The organism is Pseudonocardia sp. DSM 110487 (assembly GCF_019468565.1).
In the GTDB taxonomy this organism is placed as follows: Bacteria; Actinomycetota; Actinomycetes; order Mycobacteriales; family Pseudonocardiaceae; genus Pseudonocardia.
In genome coordinates this window covers 4,736,240-4,756,538 of record NZ_CP080521.1, presented here as the reverse complement: position 1 = coordinate 4,756,538, position 20,299 = coordinate 4,736,240, and the positions used below count along the sequence as shown (strand labels likewise).

The 20,299-nt window shown below is 72.7% G+C and carries 16 protein-coding genes; 9 read left to right on the top strand and 7 right to left on the bottom strand.

Features of this window, described 5'->3' with window-relative positions; genetic code table 11:
• The first annotated feature begins 3 nt into the window (after positions 1-3).
• The 6 genes from K1T35_RS22165 to K1T35_RS22140 all read left to right on the top strand — a co-directional run bounded on the left by K1T35_RS22165 (position 4) and on the right by K1T35_RS22140 (position 6,534).
• Positions 4-1,212 (top strand): HpcH/HpaI aldolase/citrate lyase family protein, encoded by a 1,209-nt coding sequence (locus K1T35_RS22165; protein ID WP_255622406.1) that lies wholly within the window; start codon positions 4-6, stop codon positions 1,210-1,212.
• Complete coding sequence (locus K1T35_RS49030; protein ID WP_255622405.1) at positions 1,209-2,630, top strand: phosphoribosyltransferase family protein; 1,422 nt, start codon at positions 1,209-1,211, stop codon at positions 2,628-2,630. The genes K1T35_RS22165 and K1T35_RS49030 overlap by 4 nt, the downstream gene beginning before the upstream one ends.
• The gene (locus tag K1T35_RS22155; RefSeq protein WP_255622623.1) at positions 2,513-3,769 is read left to right on the top strand and encodes a cysteine protease StiP family protein; all 1,257 of its coding nucleotides are present in this window, start codon (positions 2,513-2,515) and stop codon (positions 3,767-3,769) included. The genes K1T35_RS49030 and K1T35_RS22155 overlap by 118 nt, the downstream gene beginning before the upstream one ends.
• The gene (locus K1T35_RS22150) at positions 3,766-4,602 is read left to right on the top strand and encodes an HAD family hydrolase (RefSeq protein ID WP_220262022.1); all 837 of its coding nucleotides are present in this window, start codon (positions 3,766-3,768) and stop codon (positions 4,600-4,602) included. Before K1T35_RS22155 ends, K1T35_RS22150 begins: the two co-directional genes overlap by 4 nt.
• 25 nt (positions 4,603-4,627) lie before the next feature.
• Positions 4,628-5,083: a tellurite resistance TerB family protein gene (locus K1T35_RS22145; protein WP_220262021.1), complete on the top strand. Its 456-nt coding sequence runs from the start codon at positions 4,628-4,630 to the stop codon at positions 5,081-5,083.
• Positions 5,084-5,169: 86 nt separating this feature from the next.
• Positions 5,170-6,534 (top strand): alpha-amylase family glycosyl hydrolase, encoded by a 1,365-nt coding sequence (locus tag K1T35_RS22140; protein WP_220262020.1) that lies wholly within the window; start codon positions 5,170-5,172, stop codon positions 6,532-6,534.
• Here the strand turns inward: K1T35_RS22140 and K1T35_RS22135 are convergent.
• The 4 genes from K1T35_RS22135 to K1T35_RS22120 all read right to left on the bottom strand — a co-directional run bounded on the left by K1T35_RS22135 (position 6,531) and on the right by K1T35_RS22120 (position 12,087).
• Entirely contained in the window at positions 6,531-7,109 is a 579-nt protein-coding gene (locus K1T35_RS22135) for a TerD family protein (protein WP_220262019.1), read from the bottom strand. The two genes, K1T35_RS22140 and K1T35_RS22135, sit on opposite strands and share 4 nt — an antisense overlap.
• 41 nt (positions 7,110-7,150) lie before the next feature.
• Complete coding sequence (locus K1T35_RS22130) at positions 7,151-8,287, bottom strand: DUF475 domain-containing protein (protein WP_220262018.1); 1,137 nt, start codon at positions 8,285-8,287, stop codon at positions 7,151-7,153.
• A 139-nt stretch (positions 8,288-8,426) separates the two neighbouring features.
• Positions 8,427-10,412 (bottom strand): hypothetical protein, encoded by a 1,986-nt coding sequence (locus K1T35_RS22125; RefSeq protein WP_220262017.1) that lies wholly within the window; start codon positions 10,410-10,412, stop codon positions 8,427-8,429.
• Positions 10,405-12,087 (bottom strand): Hsp70 family protein, encoded by a 1,683-nt coding sequence (locus K1T35_RS22120; protein WP_220262016.1) that lies wholly within the window; start codon positions 12,085-12,087, stop codon positions 10,405-10,407. Before K1T35_RS22120 ends, K1T35_RS22125 begins: the two co-directional genes overlap by 8 nt.
• 29 nt (positions 12,088-12,116) lie before the next feature.
• Between K1T35_RS22120 and K1T35_RS22115 the strand changes: the two genes are divergently transcribed.
• Positions 12,117-12,602, top strand: coding sequence for a hypothetical protein (locus K1T35_RS22115; protein WP_220262015.1), 486 nt, complete (start codon positions 12,117-12,119; stop codon positions 12,600-12,602).
• Positions 12,603-12,634: 32 nt separating this feature from the next.
• Here K1T35_RS22115 and K1T35_RS22110 read toward each other — a convergent pair whose 3' ends face one another.
• Positions 12,635-13,387: a YebC/PmpR family DNA-binding transcriptional regulator gene (locus tag K1T35_RS22110; protein ID WP_220262014.1), complete on the bottom strand. Its 753-nt coding sequence runs from the start codon at positions 13,385-13,387 to the stop codon at positions 12,635-12,637.
• A gap of 103 nt (positions 13,388-13,490) precedes the next feature.
• On the opposite strand from K1T35_RS22110, the gene K1T35_RS22105 reads away from it, so the two are divergent.
• Positions 13,491-14,498 (top strand): ABC transporter substrate-binding protein, encoded by a 1,008-nt coding sequence (locus tag K1T35_RS22105; protein ID WP_220262013.1) that lies wholly within the window; start codon positions 13,491-13,493, stop codon positions 14,496-14,498.
• A 527-nt stretch (positions 14,499-15,025) separates the two neighbouring features.
• Here the strand turns inward: K1T35_RS22105 and pdxT are convergent.
• On the bottom strand, positions 15,026-15,661 hold the full coding sequence (gene pdxT, locus K1T35_RS22100; RefSeq protein ID WP_220262012.1) for a pyridoxal 5'-phosphate synthase glutaminase subunit PdxT: 636 nt from the start codon (positions 15,659-15,661) through the stop codon (positions 15,026-15,028).
• The gene (gene dnaE / locus K1T35_RS22095) at positions 15,624-19,184 is read right to left on the bottom strand and encodes a DNA polymerase III subunit alpha (protein WP_220262011.1); all 3,561 of its coding nucleotides are present in this window, start codon (positions 19,182-19,184) and stop codon (positions 15,624-15,626) included. Before dnaE ends, pdxT begins: the two co-directional genes overlap by 38 nt.
• A gap of 122 nt (positions 19,185-19,306) precedes the next feature.
• Between dnaE and K1T35_RS22090 the strand changes: the two genes are divergently transcribed.
• Complete coding sequence (locus K1T35_RS22090) at positions 19,307-20,242, top strand: LysR family transcriptional regulator (RefSeq protein ID WP_220262010.1); 936 nt, start codon at positions 19,307-19,309, stop codon at positions 20,240-20,242.
• Positions 20,243-20,299: the final 57 nt, after the last annotated feature.

Here is a 20,299-nt window from a genome sequence, read left to right as displayed (position 1 = left end):
GCCGTGCCACACCGGGGTGGCGTCGTCGAGGGGGGCTCCGCCGTGCGGCACTTCGGGTACTTGAGCGCGTCCGACACCGACGCGCTGTTCGAGGCGCCACCCGAGCAGTTCGGCCGCGAGAGCGCCGCCGACCTGCTCGCGGTGGCCCTCGGCGCCACGCTCTACATGCCGGCGAGCCGTCCCGCGCTCGCCGCGGACGTCACCAAGCAGGCAGCGGCCGGAGTCACCTCGGTCGTCGTCTGCCTCGAGGACGCGATCGCCGATGCTGAACTCGCCGAGGCCGAGGCCAACCTGGTCGCGGCGTTCACCGAACTGCACGAGCAGGCCCGCACCGAGCTGCCGCTGCTGTTCGTCCGGGTCCGGGAGCCGGGGCAGATCCCGCAGCTGGTGACGCGCCTCGGGCCCGCCTCCACGGTGATCGACGGTTTCGTGCTGCCCAAGTTCACGGCCGCGCTCGGGGCGGCCTACCTGCGCGCGGTCGACGAGGCCGACGCGTTGCGAGGGCCGGGACCGGTCCTGCGGGTCATGCCGGTGATCGAGTCCGGCGCCGTGCTGTACGCCGAGACCCGCGTCGAGGAGCTCACGCGGCTGCGCGACCTGCTGCACCGCGAGCGGCACCGCATCCTCGCCATTCGGCTCGGCGCCACCGATCTCTGCGCGCTGTACGGGCTGCGGCGCTCGCCTGACCTGTCCATCTACGACGTCAAGGTGGTCAGCGACCTGATCGCCGACGTGGTCAACGTGCTCGGCAGGGTCGACGGCACCGGCTTCACCGTCACCGGCCCGGTCTGGGAGTACTTCGGCGGCCCGGAACGCATCTTCAAGCCGCAGCTGCGGCAGTCGCCGTTCGTCGAGCACGACGAGCCCGACCTGCGCGGCCACCTCGTCTCCCGGGCGATCGACGGGCTGATCCGCGAGGTCACCCTCGACCGCGCCAACGGGCTCACCGGCAAGACCGCGATCCACCCGAGCCACGTGGCCGTCGTCAACGCGCTGTCGGTCGTCTCCCACGAGGAGCACCGCGACGCGGCGGACGTGCTCGGCGCGGGCCGCGCGGGGGGCGTACTGGCGTCGGTGCACCGGAACAAGATGAACGAGATCCGGCCGCACACCGCGTGGGCCCGCGACACCATGCTGCGGGCCCGGGTGTTCGGCGTCGCCGCCGACGGGGTGTCCTTCGTCGATCTGCTGGCCGCGAGCCTGCCGCGATGACCGGCATCGCTGATCACTCCACTGAGATGCATGGGGGTGTGATCGACCGCCTCGGGGTGCGGCTGCACCCGGCCGGACCCCGTACCGGTCACGGCGCCGACCCGCGCGTGCTGCTCGGGCTCGCACTGCGGCGCAACCCGCGGCGCGCCCAGCTGCTCGTCTCGCGCGTGCTCGGCAAGCACGTGCCCACCGACCCGCGCCTCGTCCGCTCGGCAGGCCTGCTGCTCGGCGGGCTCGTCGCCGACGCGCTCGCCGACCGGCCGGCACGGGCGCTGCCGGTGCCGCTGCTGCACGCGGCGGTGGCGGGCGACGTCACCGCGATCGGCGCGCTCCACGCGGCAGCACAGCACGCGGCGGCACAGGCTGCGATCGGTGAGCCGCCCGACGCGCTCGTGCTCGGGTTCGCCGAGACGGCAACGGCGCTCGGCCATTGCGTCGCGGAAGGGCTGGGAGACGCCGACGTGCTGCACTCCACCCGGCGGCCGGTGCCCGGGTTCGCTGCGGCGGGCGCGTTCACCGAGGAGCACTCGCACGCCACCGACCACATGCTGCTGCCCGCCGACCCCGACCTGCTCAGGGGCGGGCGCCCGCTCGTGCTGGTCGACGACGAGCTGTCCACCGGGCGCACCGTCCTCAACACGATCACCGCGCTGCACCGGGCCGCACCGCGGGAGCGCTACGTCGTTGCGGCGCTCGTCGACGTGCGGCCGCCGGGCGGGGAGCTCGCTGCCGAGGTCGCCGCGCTCGGGGCGCGCCTCGACGTGGTCGCGCTGGCCCGCGGGTCGGTCGAGCTGCCACCGGACATCGCGGAACGGGCGGCGGCATTGACTGCGGAGCTCGGTCCCGCCCCCGGCCCCGGTGCGCTCACGCCGCGACTCGCGCGCACTCAGAGCGCGACTCGCGGGCACGCAGAACGCGACTCGCGGGTCGAGCTGCGGGCTCTGGGGTGGCCCTCCGCGCTCCCGGCGGGGGCGCGGCACGGGTTCGGCCCGTCCGAACACCGTGCGCTCACGTCGGCCTTGCCCCGGCTGGCCGACGGGCTCGCCACGGCGGCCGGCATCCGGCCAGGGGAGCTCACGCTGGTGCTGGGCACCGAGGAGCTGATGCAGGTGCCGCTGCGGCTGGCCCAGACCCTCGCCGACGTGGGCCACCACGTGGCGTTCTCCACCACCACCCGCTCCCCCGCCGTCGTGATCGACGAACCGGGCTACGCCCTCACCAGCGGGATCAGCTTCCCCGCCCACGACGACCCCGCCGACGGGCCCGGCCCGCGCTTCGCCTACAACGTCGGCTCGGCCGGCTGGAACCACGTCCTCGTCGTCGTCGACCCGCCTGCCGACACACCCGCACTGCACGCCGGCCTGCTGCCGGCGCTGGCCCCGTACACCCGTCGCACGACACTGGTGGTGACGCCCTGAACACCCCCGACCCGCTGCGCGGGCCCACCTTCGGCAGCTACGCACCCGACGAGGTCGCGTGGCTGCTCACCGACATCTCCCACCTCGCGCTGGAAGCGCCGACCGAGGAGCGCGAGGAGGCCGTCCAGAACGGCGGGGCGCACTACGCCGAGTCGCTGCCGCACGAGTACCAGCCGGACGCGGAGTACCTGCAGCTCTACCGCTCCGCACTCACGGCGGGGGCACCGCGGCTCGCGCGGGCCGTCGCCACCGTGGCCGAGCTGGTGCTCGCCGAGCGCGGGAGCGATGTCGTGCTCGTGTCGCTCGCAAGGGCCGGCACCCCGGTCGGCGTCCTGCTGAGGCGCTGGGCGCGGTACGCGCACGGGCTCGACCTGCCGCACTACGCCGTGTCGATCGTGCGCGGCCGCGGCATCGACCGGCTGGCGCTGCGTCACCTCGCCACCTACCACGACCCGGCCCGCGTCGTGTTCGTCGACGGATGGACCGGCAAGGGCGCGATCTCCCGCGAGCTCGCCGCCGCCATCGCCGACCACGAGCGCGACACCGGCGTGCGGTTCGACCCCGACCTCGCCGTGCTCGCCGACCCCGGCCGCTGCGCCACCACGTTCGGCACCCGCGACGACTGGCTGATCGCGTCCGCGTGCCTCAACTCCACGGTGTCCGGCCTCGTGTCGCGCACCGTGCTCAACCCCCGGCTGCTGCGGCCCGAGGAATACCACGGCGCGAAGTTCTACCGCGAGCTCGCACCCGTGGACGTCTCGAACGACTTCCTCGACGCCGTCACGGCGGAGTTCACCGGCGTCCCCGGCACCGCACCGCCGACCGACCGCGTCGCCGACTTCGCCGGTCGCGCCGCCGTGGACCGGATCGTCGACGACTACGGCATCGGCGACGCCAACCTCGTCAAGCCTGGGGTCGGCGAGACCACTCGGGTGCTGCTGCGCCGCGTGCCGTGGCGGGTGCTGGTGCGCGCCGGCGCCCCGGTGGCCGACCTCGCGCACGTCCTGTTGCTCGCGAAGCGCCGGGGTGTCCCGGTCGAGGAGGTGGCCGACCTGCCGTACACCTGCGTGGGGCTGGTCCATCCGCGGTTCACGCGCGGCGCCACCGGCGCCGACGGGCTGGCGGCGGTGCGCTCGTGACGGTCGTTCGCCCGGTTGCCTGTCTCGACCTCGATCGCACCGTCATCTACTCGGCGGCGGCGCTCGACCTGAGGGAGCCCGACCACGAGGCACCCCGGCTGCTGTGCGTCGAGGTCTACAAGGGCGCCCCTCTGTCGTTCCTCACCGAGGCGGCGGCCGCCACGCTGCGGGAGCTGCAGGACGTGGCCACGGTCGTGCCCACCACCACCCGCACACCCGCGCAGCTCGCGCGCGTCCACCTGCCAGGGCCGCCCGCCCGCTATGCGATCGCGAGCAACGGCGGGCACCTGCTCGTCGACGGCGTCTCCGACCCCGAGTGGGACGCGGCCGTGCGTGATCGCCTCGCCGGGTGCGCCCCGCTGGCCGAGGTGCAGGCCCACCTGCGGGCACGGGGCGGGCCGTTCGTGCTCTCGCTGCGGGAGGCGAGCGAGCTCTTCGCGTACGCGGTGGTGGACCGCGCCGCGCTGCCCGACGGCTGGGTGGACGAGCTCGCCGCGTGGTGCGCCACGCGCGGATGGACCGTGTCGCTGCAGGGCCGCAAGGTCTACGCCGTGCCGGCCACGCTGACGAAGTCGGCGGCCGCCGCCGAGGTGGTGGCCCGCTGCGGCGGCGGCCCGCTGCTCGCCGCCGGCGACTCGCTGCTCGACGCCGACCTACTGGACGCCGCCGACGCCGCGATCCGCCCGCCTCACGGCGAGCTGGCCGCCGCCGGCTTCACCCGGCCGCACCTGGCGGTCACCACGGCGACGGGCGTGGCGGCGGGCGAGGAGTTGCTCGTCCGGCTGCACAAGTGGGCGACCGAAACCCCTATGTCCGATTCTGGCAGTCTGTGATCCACCGACGATCGAGGAGAAGCCCATGGCGCTGTGGGACCAGCTCAAGTCCCGGCTGCAAGGATTGACCGCCGACACCAAGACGCAGGTCGCGAAGTTCCAGAACAAGGATTTCGCGAAGGCGAGCATGGCGATGTGCGCCCTCATCGCCGCGGCGGACGGCACCATCTCCGCCGAGGAGCGGCGCAAGATGGCCGGCTTCATCGCCAGCAGTGAGGCACTGTCGGTGTTCGACGCCGCCGAACTGCAGCAGCACTTCGAGTTCTACGCCTCGAAGCTGGAGAGCGACTTCGAATTCGGGAAGCTCGAGTCCATCGCGACGATCGGCAAGCTCAAGTCGAAGCAGGACGCCGCGCGAGCGGTCATCCAGGTGGGAATCATCATCGGTGGCGCCGACGGCACCTTCGACGAGAACGAGAAGCGGGCCGTCCGCGAGGCCTGCCACGCCGTGAACATCCCGACGGGCGCGTTCGACCTGTAGGTCCCCGCGTCATGTTGCAGCATGGCCACCTTCAGGCAACCCCGTTGCGTGAAGGTGGCCATGCTGCACGCACGACGGGAGGGACGATGAGTCGCGACTGGGTCCGGCACGCCATCTGGTGGCAGGTGTTCCCGCTCGGGTTCGTGGACGCAGAGCCCGCGCTCACCGCGATCGACGGATCGGTCCGCCACCGGCTCGACCGCATCATCGATTGGCTCGACTACGCCGTGGAACTCGGCGCATCGGGTCTCGCGCTCGGCCCCGTGTTCGCCGCCGAGACGCACGGCTACGACACGGTGGACCACTTCCGCGTCGACCCCCGGCTCGGCGACGCCGACGACCTCGCGCGCCTCATCGCCGCTGCCCACGCCCGCGGTCTGCGCGTGCTGCTCGACGGGGTCTTCAACCACGTCGGCCGGGCGTTCCCGGCGTTCGCCCGGGTGCTCGAACAGGGGCCTGCGGCACCGGAGGCCGGCTGGTTCCGGCTGAGCTGGCTGCACGGCACCGCGACGGGCGCGGAGCCCGCCTACGACACCTTCGAGGGCCATCGGGGCCTCGTCGCGCTCGACCACGGCAACCCGGCCGTCGTGGACTACGTCGCCGATGCGATGTGCTTCTGGCTGGACGCCGGCGCCGACGGCTGGCGCCTCGACGCGGCCTACGCCGTGCCGGAGGCATTCTGGGCGGCCGTGCTACCGCGGGTGCGCGCCCGGCACCCGGACGCCTACATCGTGGGCGAGGTCATCCACGGCGACTACGGGGGCGTCGTCGAGCGGAGCGGTGTCGACGCGGTCACCCAGTACGAGCTGTGGAAGGCGATCCGGAGCTCGCTCTCCGACCGCAACCTGCACGAGCTGGCCTGGGCGCTACAACGGCACAACGACTTCCTGGCGTCGTTCGTCCCGCTGACCTTCGTCGGCAACCACGACGTCACGCGCATCGCGTCCGCGCTCCCCGACGAGCGGCACCTCCCGCACGCCCTCGCGATCCTGCTCACGGTCGGCGGCGCACCGTCCATCTACTACGGCGACGAGCAGGCGTTCCGCGGCGTGAAGGAGCAGCGGGAGGGCGGCGACGACGCGATCCGCCCCGCCTTCCCCGCCGACGGCCCGCCCGGACTCGCCGCGTGGGGCCTGCCGACCTACCGGCTGCACCAGCAGCTGATCGGGCTGCGCCGCCGGCACGGGTGGCTGCACCGGGCCACGACCACGCCGGTCGTGCTCCAGAACCACCGGGCGGTGCTGGAGTCGACCGAGGGCGAACACCGGCTCCTGCTCGCCCTCAACCTCGACGAGGATGCCGCCGACCTGCCGGCCCCAGGCGCGACCGAGCTCCTCGCCGGGAGTGGGCAGCTGCACCACGCCGGAGGTGCAGCCGCCCGCCTCGTCCTGCCGCCCCACGGCTGGGGCGTGCTCAGCGCTGTCCAGATGCTGTCTAGAGGCGCTTCCTAGAGGTGGGCGCTCGTGGCCGGCAGCAGGTCCTGGAACGTGCGGCCGCTGGCGGTGGCCCCGATCGCGGTCATGCTCCACGCGCCCGCGCCGTCGCGGCTCACCTTGGCCATGATCTGAGCGTTGTGCCGGCCCGAGCCCGTGAGCTCGTAGCGGGCCAGCTCCTCGTTCGTGGTCTCGTCGATCAGCCGGCAGAAGGCGTTCTCGATCTGGGAGAAGTCCTGGCCGGTGAACGAGTTGACCGTGAACACGATCTGCGCCGTGCTCGGCGACAGCCGCGTGAGATCCACGACGACCGACTCGTCGTCGCCCTCACCGGCGCCGGTGAGGTTGTCGCCGGTGTGCTGCACGGCGCCGTCCTGGCTGCGCAGCTGCCGGAACCACACGGCGTCGACCAGGTTGCCCCCGGTGTCGAACAGCAACGCGGACGCGTCGAGGTCGATCGACTGGGACTTCGAGCCGAACAGGCCGCGCTTCTTCACCGCGTCCCATCCGAGCCCCATGCGGACCAGGGTCAGGGCGCCGCCGCCGCGCTTGGCCAGCGACACCTTCTGGCCCTTGGTCATGTTGATGCTCACGTAACCCCCTCGTAGACGTGGAACTGATCGGACACCGGAGGTCAGACGCTGCTGTGGTCCGCGGCCAGCTCGTCGGCCGTCTTGTGCGTCTCGACCCCCTGCGCCGCCAGCCTGCGGTTGCGCACGATACTGCTCGCGAGCGCGGAGAGGATGAAGGCGACGCCGACGAGGCCGGTGACGACCTCGTTGACGTGGTATCCGATGCCGATCAGCAGGATCGCGGCCAGCGCGCCGATCGCCCAGTGGGCACCGTGCTCGAGGTAGACGTAGTCGGCGAGCGTGCCCTTGCGGACGAGGAACACCGTGAGCGACCGCACGAACATGGCACCGATGAGCCCGAGGCCCAGCGCGATGATGATCGGGTCGGTCGTGATGGCGAACGCGCCGATCACGCCGTCGAAGGAGAACGCGGCGTCGAGCACCTCGAGGTAGAGGAACAGGAAGAAGCCCGCCTTGCCGGTCGCCTTGGCCAGCTGGGACGGGCCGGACCCGTTCCGGGTCTCGGCGGCCTCCTCCTCGACGGCCTCGAGCTGCCTCTGGCCTGCCTGCTCGAAGAAGTCGCCCAACCCGTTGACGGCGAGGTATGTGATGAGCCCCAGCGCACCGGCGATCAGCACGACGCTTGGCTCCTCGGCGAGGAAGGTGGCAAGCAGCACGAGCGAGACGATCGCGATGACGACCGAGAGCCGGTTGAGCTGCCCCATCCGGGCGAGCGGGCGCTCCAGCCACGTCAGCCACGTGTGCGCACGCTCGGTGAACACCCAGTCCAGGAACAGCATGAACAGGAACATGCCGCCGAACGCCGCGATCTGCGGGTAGGCCTCGTTGAGCAGGTAGGCGTAGCTGGTCGGGTCGTCCTCCGGCCTGCGCTCCAGCGCCAGCGTGACGGCCTCGACCGGGTTGAGATCCGCCGTGATCCCCACGATCAGCAGGGGGAACACCAGCCGCATGCCGAAGACCGCGATCAGGATGCCGATCGTGAGGAAGATCTTCTGCCAGAATTGGCTCATGCGCTCGAGCACGGTGGCGTTGACCACCGCGTTGTCGAACGACAGCGACACCTCGAGGATGCCCAGCACCGCGCAGAGGATGAGAGCTTCCCACCCGCCGTACAGGAGGGCGATGACGAGCGAGGCCGCCGTCACCGCGTAGGACCAGCCGAAGATCCGAAGGTTCATGTCCTCTTTCCTGGTTCCGTCTCGGGTCCCCGGCAGGCCCGGGTGGCACGCCCGATGTGGGCTGCTTTGTCCAGTGTGCCCGAAACGTCGGAATCTGTCGGCCCACCCGGAGGGAGATCACGTCTCACCCGGTCACGGGTCACTCGTTCGAGTGGATCTCCGCCGAGCGCTCGCCGTCCGCTGCCGCGCTCACCGCGTACCCGGGCACGGGACCGGCCGCAGCGCCGCCGTCCTCGATGGACAGCGCCCGCGTGCGCCCGACCACCCGCCATCGCCCGTCTGGGGTGACGCTGCGCACCCGGTACTCGACGTCTCCCGATCCGGTCCAGCTCACACGCACCGTGCCGTCCGCCATCCGCACCGCACGGACGTCGCGCGGCGGCTCCGGACCAGCGACCGGAGCGGCGACCGGCGGGGCTGCGCAGGGCGTGACCGCGGCCGCGGCGTCCGAGCGCGTCTCCGCCGACGCGCGGCCGGCGTGCATCGCGACCACCGCGTACACCGGCACCTCGACCCCGAACGGGGCACCGCCGTCGTCCAGCGATGTGGTGTCGGTCCGACCGAGCACCTGCCAGCGACCGTCGGGGCCCTGCCGGCTCACCCGGTACACGACCTCGGGTGTGGTGGACGCCGCCCACAGCACGAGGACATCGCCGCGGGCGTCCCGGGCGGCACTCACCCACGCCGGGGCGGCCACCGGGATCTGCGCCAGCGCGGAGGTGGCGCCGGGGTGGCCGGGGCAGTCGGCGAGCACGGCGGACAGGGCTCGGGCCCGCTCGGCTACCGGCCCGGCGAGCGCGGCGGCGACAGCCCTGTCGGCCCGTTCCAGCGCGGCGCGCGCCTCCCGCAGCAGGTCGTCGACGGCCTCGCCCCGCGGTCCGGGAATGTCGGCTGCGGTGCGCCGTAGCTCGTCCAGCAGGTTGACGGCCTCGTTCCAGCGCCGCGCATCGCGGGCAGCCGCGGCGGCCCGCCAGCGGGTCTCGGCCGCCGCCACGACGGCGGCGACCTCGTCGGCCACCGCCCGGACCTGCGTGCGCCCGCCGTCCCGCGCGTGCTGCTCGGCCACCCGGACGAGCCGCTGCGCTTCCACGGGCCGGCCCGCCCGCAGCGCCGCACGGGCCCCCTTCAGCGGTTCCTCCCATTCCTGGGCACGTGGCGGGACGGGCGCGGGCCCGTCGACACCCACTCCCAGCTCCTCGGCCAGTGCCGCGATCATGGCGGCTGCCCGCGGGCGGTCCAGCCCGAGCTCGAGAGCCTCCTCCATGAGGTGCTCCCGGTCCTCGGCGACGAGCCGATCCTCCACCAGCACCGCGGCGCGCACGCGGGGGCGCAGGTGCTCGGCGACGTCGGCCGCCACCGCATCCAGGTAGGCATCCACGGCCTCGCGGCCGGGCTCGATCAGCTCGGACACGTGCACGAGCAGCTCGTCCACCACCGCCCGCAGCCGCTCCGGCGGCAGCTCCCGGGCGCGCGATCGCCACGCGCCCGCCATGGTGCGCACCTGCTCGGCGGTGGCGTCCGGGCCCAGCCCGAGCAGCGAGAGCAGGGTGGGCGGGGCCGGATCGCCGGTGAGCCTGCCGAACTCGTCCAGCAGGGCGCGCACCTGGCGGCGCCGCTCCGCTCCGATCCCGGGCCTGCCCGCCTGCAGCACCCGATGGCGCCGCAACCGCACATCGACCTCGGCACGGCTCAACCCGGCGAGTGCGCCCACCTCGTACAGGCCCTCGACCTTGTCGGCGGGGATCCCGCGGTGCCGCTGCACGAGGCGACGGATCGCGGCGTCGAGCAACTCGTAGCGCGCCGAGTCGCGCTGCTCGCGCTGCGCGCGCACGCGGGCCGCAGCCACCCGGCGCCTGCCCGCGTCGAGCAGCTCGGCGCTGCGTTCGGCGTGCTGCCGCACGAGCAGCCCGACGAGCACCCGGTACTTCGGGTGGTCGCGCTGGCGCTGCCACGCCGCCCAGACCTGCCCGATCCGCTCGGCGACGACTGCGTCGTCCAGGTCGTCGGCCGGGGGCAGGTCGTAGAGCTCGAACGGGTCCGACGCATCCGGCCCACCGCGCTTCTCGACGGCGGCGAGGACCCGCTTGCGGTAGTCGTTCGGATCGAAGGGAGCCAGGTCAGTCACGGCGGCGGGTCTTCCCCAGCTGGTCGCGCTCGCGTGCCACCTCGGCCTGCGAGAGGGTGGCCCCTGTGGTGGCGGTGAGCTGCAGCGGGAGGCCCGCGTCGAGGTGGAACGCGGTGACGTGCAGTACCCCGTCGAACCCCATCTCGAACGTCACCCGCACCTCGCTGCCCTCGTCGTAGCCGGGTGGGATGCCGCTGATCTCGCCGGCGATGAGGATCTTCACGTCCTCCGGCCGGGACGACTCGGCCTGGCCCTGCTGCTCGACGACCGTGACCTGGATGACGTCCTGGTCCGCACGCATGGTGCCGAACGACCGGCTGGTGCGGATGGGCAGCCGGTCGTTGCGGTGCACCAGCCAGGACGCCTCGAGCCTCCCGCTGAAACCGTTGAGCGCGAGCACCCCGAACCCGCGGGAGACGACGGTGTCGACCTGGATCTCCACCGCGCGGCGCACCTGCGCGAGCGGCACGCCGTATGCGTCGGCGACCCGGCGACAGGCGTCGCCCAGATCGGGGGCCGCTGCGTCGTCGAGCGGGGCGCCGTCGCGGAGCCGGCCGCGGGTGCGCAGGTCGGCGGCGACCATCCGCTCGAGCTCCTTCTTCTCCCCGTACAGCGCGGCTCCGCGGGCGACGGCGAGGTCGGGGTCGTGCAGCCGCGCCTCGAGCCCGAGCTCGTCGCGCAGGGCGGCCGCGACGGCCGGCATCCGCGAGGAGCCGCCCACCAGGAGCACCCGGTCGACGCGGTCGACACCCCTGCGTGCGGCCTCGGCGAGGCAGGCGCGGGTGAGGTCGAGCGTGCGGCGCAGAAGTGGTGCCGTCATCTCCTCCAGCTCGGCACGGGTGAGCCGGACGGTCGAGCGGACGCCGTCGTGGGCGACGACCACGTCGGTGCCGTCGGCGTCGGTGAGCTGGTGCTTCGCCCGCTCCGCCGCCAGCACGAGCGCCTGGGAGCCCGCGGAGTCGTCGAGGGGATCCTCGGCGTCGGGGTTCTCGGCGCAGAACCGGCGCGACAGGTGCAGCGCGATGCGCTCGTCCCAGTCGGCGCCGCCGAGCTGGTGGTCGCCCTCGACGGCGAGCACCGCGATCCGCCGGTCGGCCAGCTCGATGACGGTGGCGTCGAAGGTGCCGCCACCGAGGTCGTAGACCAGTACGGTTTCGTGCGCAGCACCCTTGGCGAGGTCCGGGCTGCCGTCGAGGCGCCCGAAGCCGTACGCGAGCGCGGCGGCGATCGGTTCGGACAGCACGTCGACGACGTCGAGGCCGGCGTAGGTGCCTGCCAGCACGGTGGCGCGCCGCTCCTCGTCGCCGAAGTAGGCGGGCACCGTGATCACGGCCGACGCAGGCGTCTCCCCGGTGGCGAACCCGGCGTCGGCGACCAGGCTCTTCAGGATCAGCGACGACACCGCGGGAGCCGACCACGATTTGCCGTGCGCCACGAACCGCCACTCGGCGTCGCCCATCCGGCGCTTCACGAGCGCGCAGACGTGCTCCGGGTCCAGCCGCGCCTCCCGGCGGGCTCCCTCCCCCACGACGTGCTCGTCCGGGCCGGCGAACAGCACCACCGACGGCGTGGTGGGCGAGCCGGCCATACCCGTGAGTACCTCGGGCCGTCCGTCGAGTCCGGTGTGGGCGATCGCTGAGTTCGTGGTGCCGAGATCGATACCGTGGACGGCCACGACCGCAGAGTAGCGATAGGTTCCCCCGGGTGGTTGACCCCTCACTGCAGGACATCGTGGACAAGGTCGACGATCTGTCACGGCTCGTCACCCGGCAGTCCGCCGCGCTCGCACGGCTGGCGGACGGCGGCACCCGCGCCGGACCGGACGTGCCGTTGCTGGTGGAGCTGCACGCCCTGCGCTCCGACGCGCTGGCCTGTGCGGCGACCACTCGGATGCGCAAGGAGCGCTCGGCGTTCGAGGGTCTCGCGGCCGGGCTGGAGCGGCTGCTCGCCGGGCGCGGCGGCGCACTGGTCTCGCCCCGGCCGGGGCACGCGTTCAGCGCGGCCACGATGGAGGCGGCGGAGGTGGTGGCCACCGACGACGCGGCACTCGACCGTACGGTCGCCGAGCTACTGGAGCCGGGATTGGAGGTCGAAGGCCGCTCGGTGCGCCCGGCGCGCGTGACGGTGCATCGCCACCAGCCCCCGGAGAACACGAACGGCGCTTCCGGCAACGGGAAGCGCCGTTCGTAGGGACGGACGGGGCGGGGTCAGCCGACCTCGTCCTACGCGTTGACTTCCTCGAGCACCTCGTCGGACACATCGAAGTTCGCATAGACGTTCTGGACCTCGTCGGAGTCCTCGAGGGCCTCGATGAGCCGGAACACCTTCCTGGCCGCCTCGGCGTCCAGCGGAACCGACATCGACGGCAGGAAGGTCGGGTCGGCCGAGTCGTACTCGATGCCCGCATCCTGCAGCGCGCTGCGGACCGCGATGAGGTCGGTGGCCTCCGACACGACCTCGAAGCTCTCGCCGAGGTCGTTGACCTCCTCCGCGCCCGCGTCGAGCACGGCCATCAGCACGTCGTCCTCGGTGAGCCCGTTCTTCGGGACGATCACCACGCCCTTGCGGGTGAACAGATAGGCGACCGAGCCCGGGTCGGCCATCTGGCCGCCGTTGCGGGTCATCGCGAGGCGCACCTCGGTGGCGGCACGGTTGCGGTTGTCGGTGAGGCACTCGATGAGGACCGCGACGCCGTTGGGGCCGTACCCCTCGTAGGTGATGTTCTGGTAGTCGGCCCCACCTGCGTCGGCGCCCGAGCCGCGCTTGACGGCGCGCTCGATGTTGTCGTTGGGCACCGAGCTCTTCTTCGCCTTCTGGATGGCGTCGTAGAGCGTGGGGTTGCCATCGGGATCACCACCGCCGGTGCGGGCGGCAACCTCGATGTTCTTGATCAGCTTGGCGAACATCTTGCCCCGCCGAGCGTCGATGACGGCCTTCTTGTGCTTCGTCGTCGCCCATTTGGAGTGGCCGCTCACCGTCTAGTCCCTTCGCCGTGCACAGATCCCGTCGATGGTACCGGCGGCAGCGGCCGCAGCCCCTAGCACTCCTGTTGAGGCCAGCCTCGCCTAAGATCGCGGCGTGTTCCTCCTCACCCCTGACGAGCCGGGCATCGGCGGGCTCCGCGCCGAGATCACCCGGCGCTCGCTGCTCAGCACCGCCGGCCTCGCGGGGCTGCTCACCGCCTGCGGCAGCGCACCGGAGGCCGCGCCGCAGGCGAGCCGCACCCGGACCGTCACGCACCCGCTCGGCACGGCAGAGGTCCCGGTCGCTCCACAACGGGTGCTCTCGCTCGACTCCAACGGCGCGCTGCAGGTCAGCCTCGAGCTGGGCGCCCCGCTCGTCGCCTCAGAGACGCTCGACGGCGACGTGCCGGTGCCGCCCTACCTGCCGGCGCCACCGCCGGGCTTCGAGTCGCTCGGGTTCGACCGGCTCGACCTGGAACGCGTCGCCGCGCTGCGGCCCGACCTCGTCATCGGCAACGTCCAGCGCGTCGAGGAGGCCCACGCCGAGCTCAGCCGGATCGCGCCCACGGTCGCGTACCGCAACGCGGGGGCCGGGCAGGACTGGCGCGAGTCGGTGCGCACGATCGGCGACGTGCTCGGCGCCCTCCCCCGGGTCGAGGAGCGGCTCGCCTCGTACGCCGCCCGGGTGGACGCCGTGAGGTCACGCCAAGCCGACGTGATCGCGGGTTCGACGGTGGCGCTGCTGCGCTTCACCTCGTCGGAGCTGCGGATCGTCCGCGGGGAGATCTTCGGCGCCTCGATCCTCGCGCACGCCGGTATCCGCCGCCCGCCCTCCACCGACACCCCCGGGTCCAACGCCACCTACGTGCCCCTCACCGAGGAGACCGTGGGCGTCACGGCCGACGCGGACGTGCTGCTCTACTTCGTGGGCGGGGGCGGGTCGGCCCTCGGCGCCGCCGCGACCGCGCAGCGGTACCTCTCGGGCGGACTCTGGCAGCAGCTGCCCGCCGTGCGGGCCGGCCGGGTGGTGGAGCTCGATCCGGTGGCCTGGTGGGACGGGTACTCGGTGGCGGCGGGGCTCGCCTGCCTGGATGAGCTCGACGCGGCGCTGGCGCGCATGTGACCGCGGTTTGCGCGGGTCTTCGGTGGCGGCCTCGTGCAGGGCCTTCGGTGGCGCCCCTGACCAGGGCCTTCGGTGGCGCCCCTGACCAGGGCCTTCGGTGGCGCCCCTGACCAGGGCCTTCGGTGGCGCCGCGCATCGTGCGGGGCCGCCCCTCGCCTGTCAAGGGCGCCTCCGGCGTCGCTTCGCGATCGCTGCGCGACCCTTGACAGGCGAGCCTCTGCGACCCCTCCGGGCAAACCACGCGGGCAGGCCCAAGGGCCTGCCCGGAGGGCGCGCGGCGCCACCGAAGGCGGTCCAACGGGCATGATCAAGGCTTCGGCGCGAACCCGGCCAAATACGGCCGGCCATGCACCCAACCGATGATCATGGCCATGAACCGGCCCGCAACAACCATGAAGATCACCAGATCGGTGCCCCCACGGCCATATATGGCCGGCCATGCACCGATCCGATGATCATGCCGACGGTCACGGCGCCGCGCCACCAAGATCGGCGATCCGGTGCACCCGGTCAGCGAAAAGGGGCGATCAACTACCCGTCGTCGCCTTCACCAACTCGCAGAACAGGCCGTGGACCCGCAGGTCGCCTGTCAGCTCCGGGTGGAACGCCGTGGCGATCACCGAGCCCTGCCGCACGGCCACCGCGCGGCCGGCGGCCGCTCCGGCGTCGGCGCCCGTGAGGGTGCGCGCGGGAACGGTGGCGAGCACCTCCACCGCCGGCCCGACCGACTCGACCCATGGCGCGCGGATGAACACCGCCCGGACGGGGCCGTCGGGGAGGCCGACGAACTCCAGGTCCGTCTCGAACGAGTCGACCTGGCGGCCGAAGGCGTTGCGCCGCACCACGACGTCGAGGCCGCCCAGCTGCTGCTGGTCGGGGCGGCCCTCGAGGACCTCGCTGGCCAGGAGGATCATCCCGGCGCAGGAGCCGTAGGCCGGCATCCCGTCGACGATCCGCTTGCGCAGCGGGTCGAGCAGGTCGAACGTCTGCAGCAGGCGGCTCATCGTGGTGGACTCGCCGCCCGGGATGACGAGGGCGTCCACCGCGTCGAGCTCTGACGGGCGCCGCACGGGCACCGCGCGCACGCCGCCGCAGGCCGTGAGGGCCGCCACGTGCTCACGGACGTCACCCTGCAAGGCGAGCACGCCGATCACCGGAACCACGCCCTCCAGCGTACGTCGCGGCCGCCACCCCGATTCCCGGCACGCCCTTCAGCTCGCCGATGAGCGCCGTGGTGATCTCCACGGGGTAGTCGTCGAGCGCGAACAGGCGCGCGCCGATCCGGACGTGCACCGGCGTGTGCCCGGGATGTGCGAGCAGGGTGCGGCGCAGGTCGTCCACGGCATCGGCGTCGAAGCGGTCTGGGACGCACGACAGCAGCAGCGGCTCGGGCGCCGTCACGGCCAGGTCGAGCACGACGAGCGACTCGCCGAACACGGACATCCGGTCCTCGCGCCAGCTCACCCGCCCGGTGACGGCCACCGCTGCGTCCTCGGCGAGCTGGGCGCCGAGTACCGCGTACGTCCGGGCGAAGAACAGGACTTCGAGGCTCGCGTCGAGGTCCTCCAGCGTACAGATCGCCCATGGCTCACCCCGCTTGTCGACGCGCCGGTCGACGGTGGTGATCAGGCCGGCGACCGTGATCTCCTCTTCGCGCGGCCGGTCGGCGAGCAGCGCGGCGATCGAGCGGTGTGCATGGCGGCGCAGCAGGTGCTCGGCGCCGTCGAGTGGGTGCGCCGTGACGTAGAGGCCGAGCATCTCTCGCTCGTGGGCGAGCAGCTCCGCGCGCGGGTACTCCTCGGGGCGCATTCGCAGGTGCGCGAGCGGCGACGCCGATTCGAGTTCCGCGGTCTCGTCCCCGAAGAGGTCGTACTGGCCCGTGGCCGCCCGCCGCTTGAGCGGGACGACGGCGTCGACCGCCGCCTCGTGCACCTCGATCACGGCCCGGCGCGTGGCGCCGAGCGACTCGAAAGCACCCGCCTTGGCGAGCGACTCGAGTGCCCGCTTGGCGCAGACCGCGAGCTCGGAACGCTCCATGAAGTCGGCGAAGGACCGGTACGGGCCGCCGTTCTCGCGGGTGCGCAGGATCGACTCCGCGACGCTCGCGCCGACGTTGCGCACGGCCTCCAGGCCGAACCGGATGTCGTCGCCGACCGCGGCGAATCGCCGGGCCGAGAAGTTGACGTCGGGCGGGAGCACGCGGATGCCGAGCCTGCGACACTCGGCCAGGTACACCGCCGACTTGTCCTTGTCGTTCCCCACCGAGGTCAGGAGCGCCGCCATGTACTCCACCGGGTAGCGCGCCTTGAGATAGGCCGTCCAGTAGCCGACCAGCGCGTACCCGGCGGCGTGGGACTTGTTGAAGGCGTACCCGGCGAACGGGAGGATCGTGTCCCACAACGCCTGCACGGCCTCGTCGGTGAAGCCCTGCGCCCGCATGCCGGAGCGGAAGCCGTCGAACTCCTCCTCCAGGACCTCTTTCTTCTTCTTGCCCATCGCGCGGCGCAGAACGTCGGCGCGGCCCATCGAGTAGCCGGCCACCTGCCGGGCGATCTGCATGATCTGTTCCTGGTAGACGACGAGGCCGTGGGTCTCGGCGAGGATGTCGGCGAGCGGCTCGGCGAGCTCCGGGTGGATGGGCTCGACGCGCTGGCGGCCGTTCTTGCGGTCCGCGTAGTTCACGTGCGTGTTCATGGCCATCGGCCCGGGCCGGTACAGCGCGTTGACCGCGATGATGTCGCCGAACCCGGTGGGGCGCATGCGCCGCAACAGCTCCCGCATGGCCGCGCCGTCGAGCTGGAAGACGCCGAGGCTCTCGCCGCGGGCCAGCAGCGCGTAGGTCTCCTCGTCGTCCAGCGCGAGGTTCTCGAGGTCGACGTCGACGCCGCGGTTGGCCCGGACGTTGCCGATCGCGTCGCCGATCACCGTGAGGTTGCGCAGGCCGAGGAAGTCCATCTTCAGCAGGCCGATGGCCTCGCACGACGGGTAGTCCCAGCCGGTGATCAAGGCGCCGTCGTCGCGCCGCCACAGCGGGAGGGTGTCGATCAGCGGCTCGGCGGACATGATCACGGCGCAGGCGTGCACACCCGCGCCACGGACGAGGCCCTCCAGCCCGCGCGCCGTCTCGACGATCGTCGCCACGGTCTCGTCGCCCTCGATGAGCGCCCGCACCTCGGCGGCCTCGGCGTGACGCTCGTGCGCCCGGTCGAGGATCCCCGAGAGCGGGATGTCCTTCGCCGCGACCGGCGGCGGAAGCGCTTTGGAGATCCGGTCGGCGATCGCGTAGCCGGACTGCCCGAAGTGCACGCGGGCGGCGTCCTTGATCGCGGCCTTCGTCTTGATCGTGCCGAACGTGATCACCTGCGCGACGCGGTCGGCGCCGTACTTCTCGGTCGCGTAGCGCACCATCTCGCCGCGGCGGCGGTCGTCGAAGTCCATGTCGATGTCGGGCATCGAGACGCGCTCCGGATTGAGGAAGCGCTCGAACAGCAGGCCGTGCCGGATCGGGTCCAGGTTCGTGATGCCCAGGGCATAGGCCACCAGCGAGCCGGCCGCCGATCCGCGGCCGGGGCCGACCCGGATCCCGACGCTCCGCGCGTACGCCATGAGGTCGGCGGTGATCAGGAAGTAGCCCGGGAAACCCTTCTGGACGATGACGTCGATCTCGAAGTCGGCGCGGTCGCGGTAGGTGTCCGGGACGCCGCCGGGCAGGCGGCGCCCCAACCCTTCGGCCACGGTGCGCCGCAGCCAGGACGCCGCGTCGTGGCCGGGCGGCACGTCGTAGACCGGCATCCGGTCGCGGTGCTCCCAGACGTCGGAGTAGGAGCCGATCCGCTCGGCAACGGCGAGGGTGTTGTCGGTCGCGCCCGGCACCTCGCTGTCCCAGTGGGCGCGCATCTCGGCCGGTGACGCGAGGTGGTAGCCGTCGCCGTCGAACCGGAACCGCGTCGGATCGGTGAGCGTCTTGCCGGACTGCACGCACAGCAGCGCGGCGTGCATCGGCGCCTGCTCGCGGGTGACGTAGTGCGAGTCGTTCGTGGCCAGCGGCGGCAGGCCGAGCGTGCGCCCGACGTCCAGCAGGCCATCGCGCACGGACCGCTCGATCGGCAGCCCGTGGTCCATCAGCTCCAGGTAGAGGTTGCCCGCACCGAAGACGTCCTTCAGGTCGGACGCAGCCTGCATCGCCTCCGTGCGCTGGCCCAGCCGCAGCCGGGTCTGCACCTCGCCGGACGGGCACCCGGTGGTGGCGATGAGCCCTGCAGAGTGCTGCGCGAGCAGGTCGCGGTCCATCCGCGGCTTGCGGTAGTAGCCCTCCATGCTGGCCAGGGAGGAGAGCCGGAACAGGTTACGCAGCCCGATGGCGTCCTCGGCCAGCAGCGTCAGGTGCGTGTACGCGCCTCCCCCGGACACGTCGGTGCCGCGCTGCTGCGCCTGGCCCCAGAACACCGGCTTGCGGTGGAACCGGCTCCCGGGCGCCACGTACGCCTCGATCCCGATGATCGGCTTCACGGCGCTGCGGCTCGCCACCCGGTAGAACTCGTCGGCCCCGTAGAGGTTGCCGTGGTCGGTCATCGCCACCGCGGGCATGTCGAGGCGCTCGGCCTCCGCGACGAGGGCCGCGATCTTCGCGGCACCGTCGAGCATCGAGTACTCGGTGTGGACGTGCAGGTGCGCGAACGAGCCCACGCGTACGCTCCTCGGTGGTCGGCTGCGGATCTCCGAGTAGGCATCCCAGCCAGCACAGGGCCCTGTGGTCCAACAGCAGACACGCGGGCTCTGACAACCATCGGTTGTTGCGGGAGGTGCGGGTGGAGCTCGACCTGGGTGCGGTGCGGGCGTTCGTCGCCGTGGCCGGCTGCCGCCGCTTCGGCGAAGCCGCCGACGAGCTCGGCCTGAGCCAGCAGGCCGTCTCCAAGCGGATCGCGAAGCTCGAGTCCGACCTCGGCACCACGCTGCTGCGCCGTACGGCCGCGGGTGCCGAGCCCACCGAGGACGGCGCGGCGTTCCTGCTACCGGCCCGCGCGCTGCTCGCCACCGCCGATCAGGCGGTCGACGCCGTCCGGTCCCGCAGGCGCGCGCTGCGCGTCGACGTGCTCGCCACGCGGCTGGCCGCCACGGAGCTCGTTCGCGACTTCCACGAGAGCACGGGTGCCGACGTCGAGATCATCACCTCGGACGGCCTGCGGACGGCCGTTCCCGCGTTGCTGCGGGGCTCGGTGGACGCGGCGTTCGTCCGGGTGCTGGGCCTGCTCGACCCCGCGCTGGCGCACGCCCCCGTCGCCCTCGACCCGCTGCACGTCCTGGTGGGCACCGCCCACCCCCTGGCGGGCCGCAGGCTCGTGACGATGGCCGAGCTTGCCGGCACCACCGCGTGGATGCCGGGCAACACACCCGGCACCGAGTGGACGGCGTGGTTCACCGACCTCGCGGCCGAGTTCGCTCTGCGCATCGAGACGCGCGGCCCGAACTTCGGCTTCGACCACCTCCTCGACGACGTCGCCCGTTCGACGGACACCGTCACGTTCGCCGGGGAGGGCGTTCGGGTGCCGTGGCACCCCGACCTGGTCCGGATCCCGGTGGCGCCGCCCGTGCCGTGCTACCCGCACTCGCTGCTGTGGCGCCGCGACAACCGACACCCGCTGTTGCCTGCCCTCGTCGCACACCTGAAGGGTGGCTACCGCGCGCCGACCCGAGCGGAGTGCTGGCTCCCGCCGGCCGAGCAGCACCTGTTCCACGCCCCCTGACCCCGACACCGGCACACGCAGCCCGCAACTCGCGTGCACGGAGACCCCGACTCGCGG

Bases quoted from the DNA above. Each gene is read 5' to 3' on its own strand.
- K1T35_RS22130 (WP_220262018.1), bottom strand. From the start codon at position 8,287: ATGAACCTTCGGATCTTCGGCTGGTCCTACGCGGTGACGGCGGCCTCG.
- K1T35_RS22140 (WP_220262020.1), top strand. From the start codon at position 5,170: ATGAGTCGCGACTGGGTCCGGCACGCCATCTGGTGGCAGGTGTTCCCG.
- K1T35_RS22145 (WP_220262021.1), top strand. From the start codon at position 4,628: ATGGCGCTGTGGGACCAGCTCAAGTCCCGGCTGCAAGGATTGACCGCC.
- K1T35_RS49030 (WP_255622405.1), top strand. From the start codon at position 1,209: ATGACCGGCATCGCTGATCACTCCACTGAGATGCATGGGGGTGTGATC.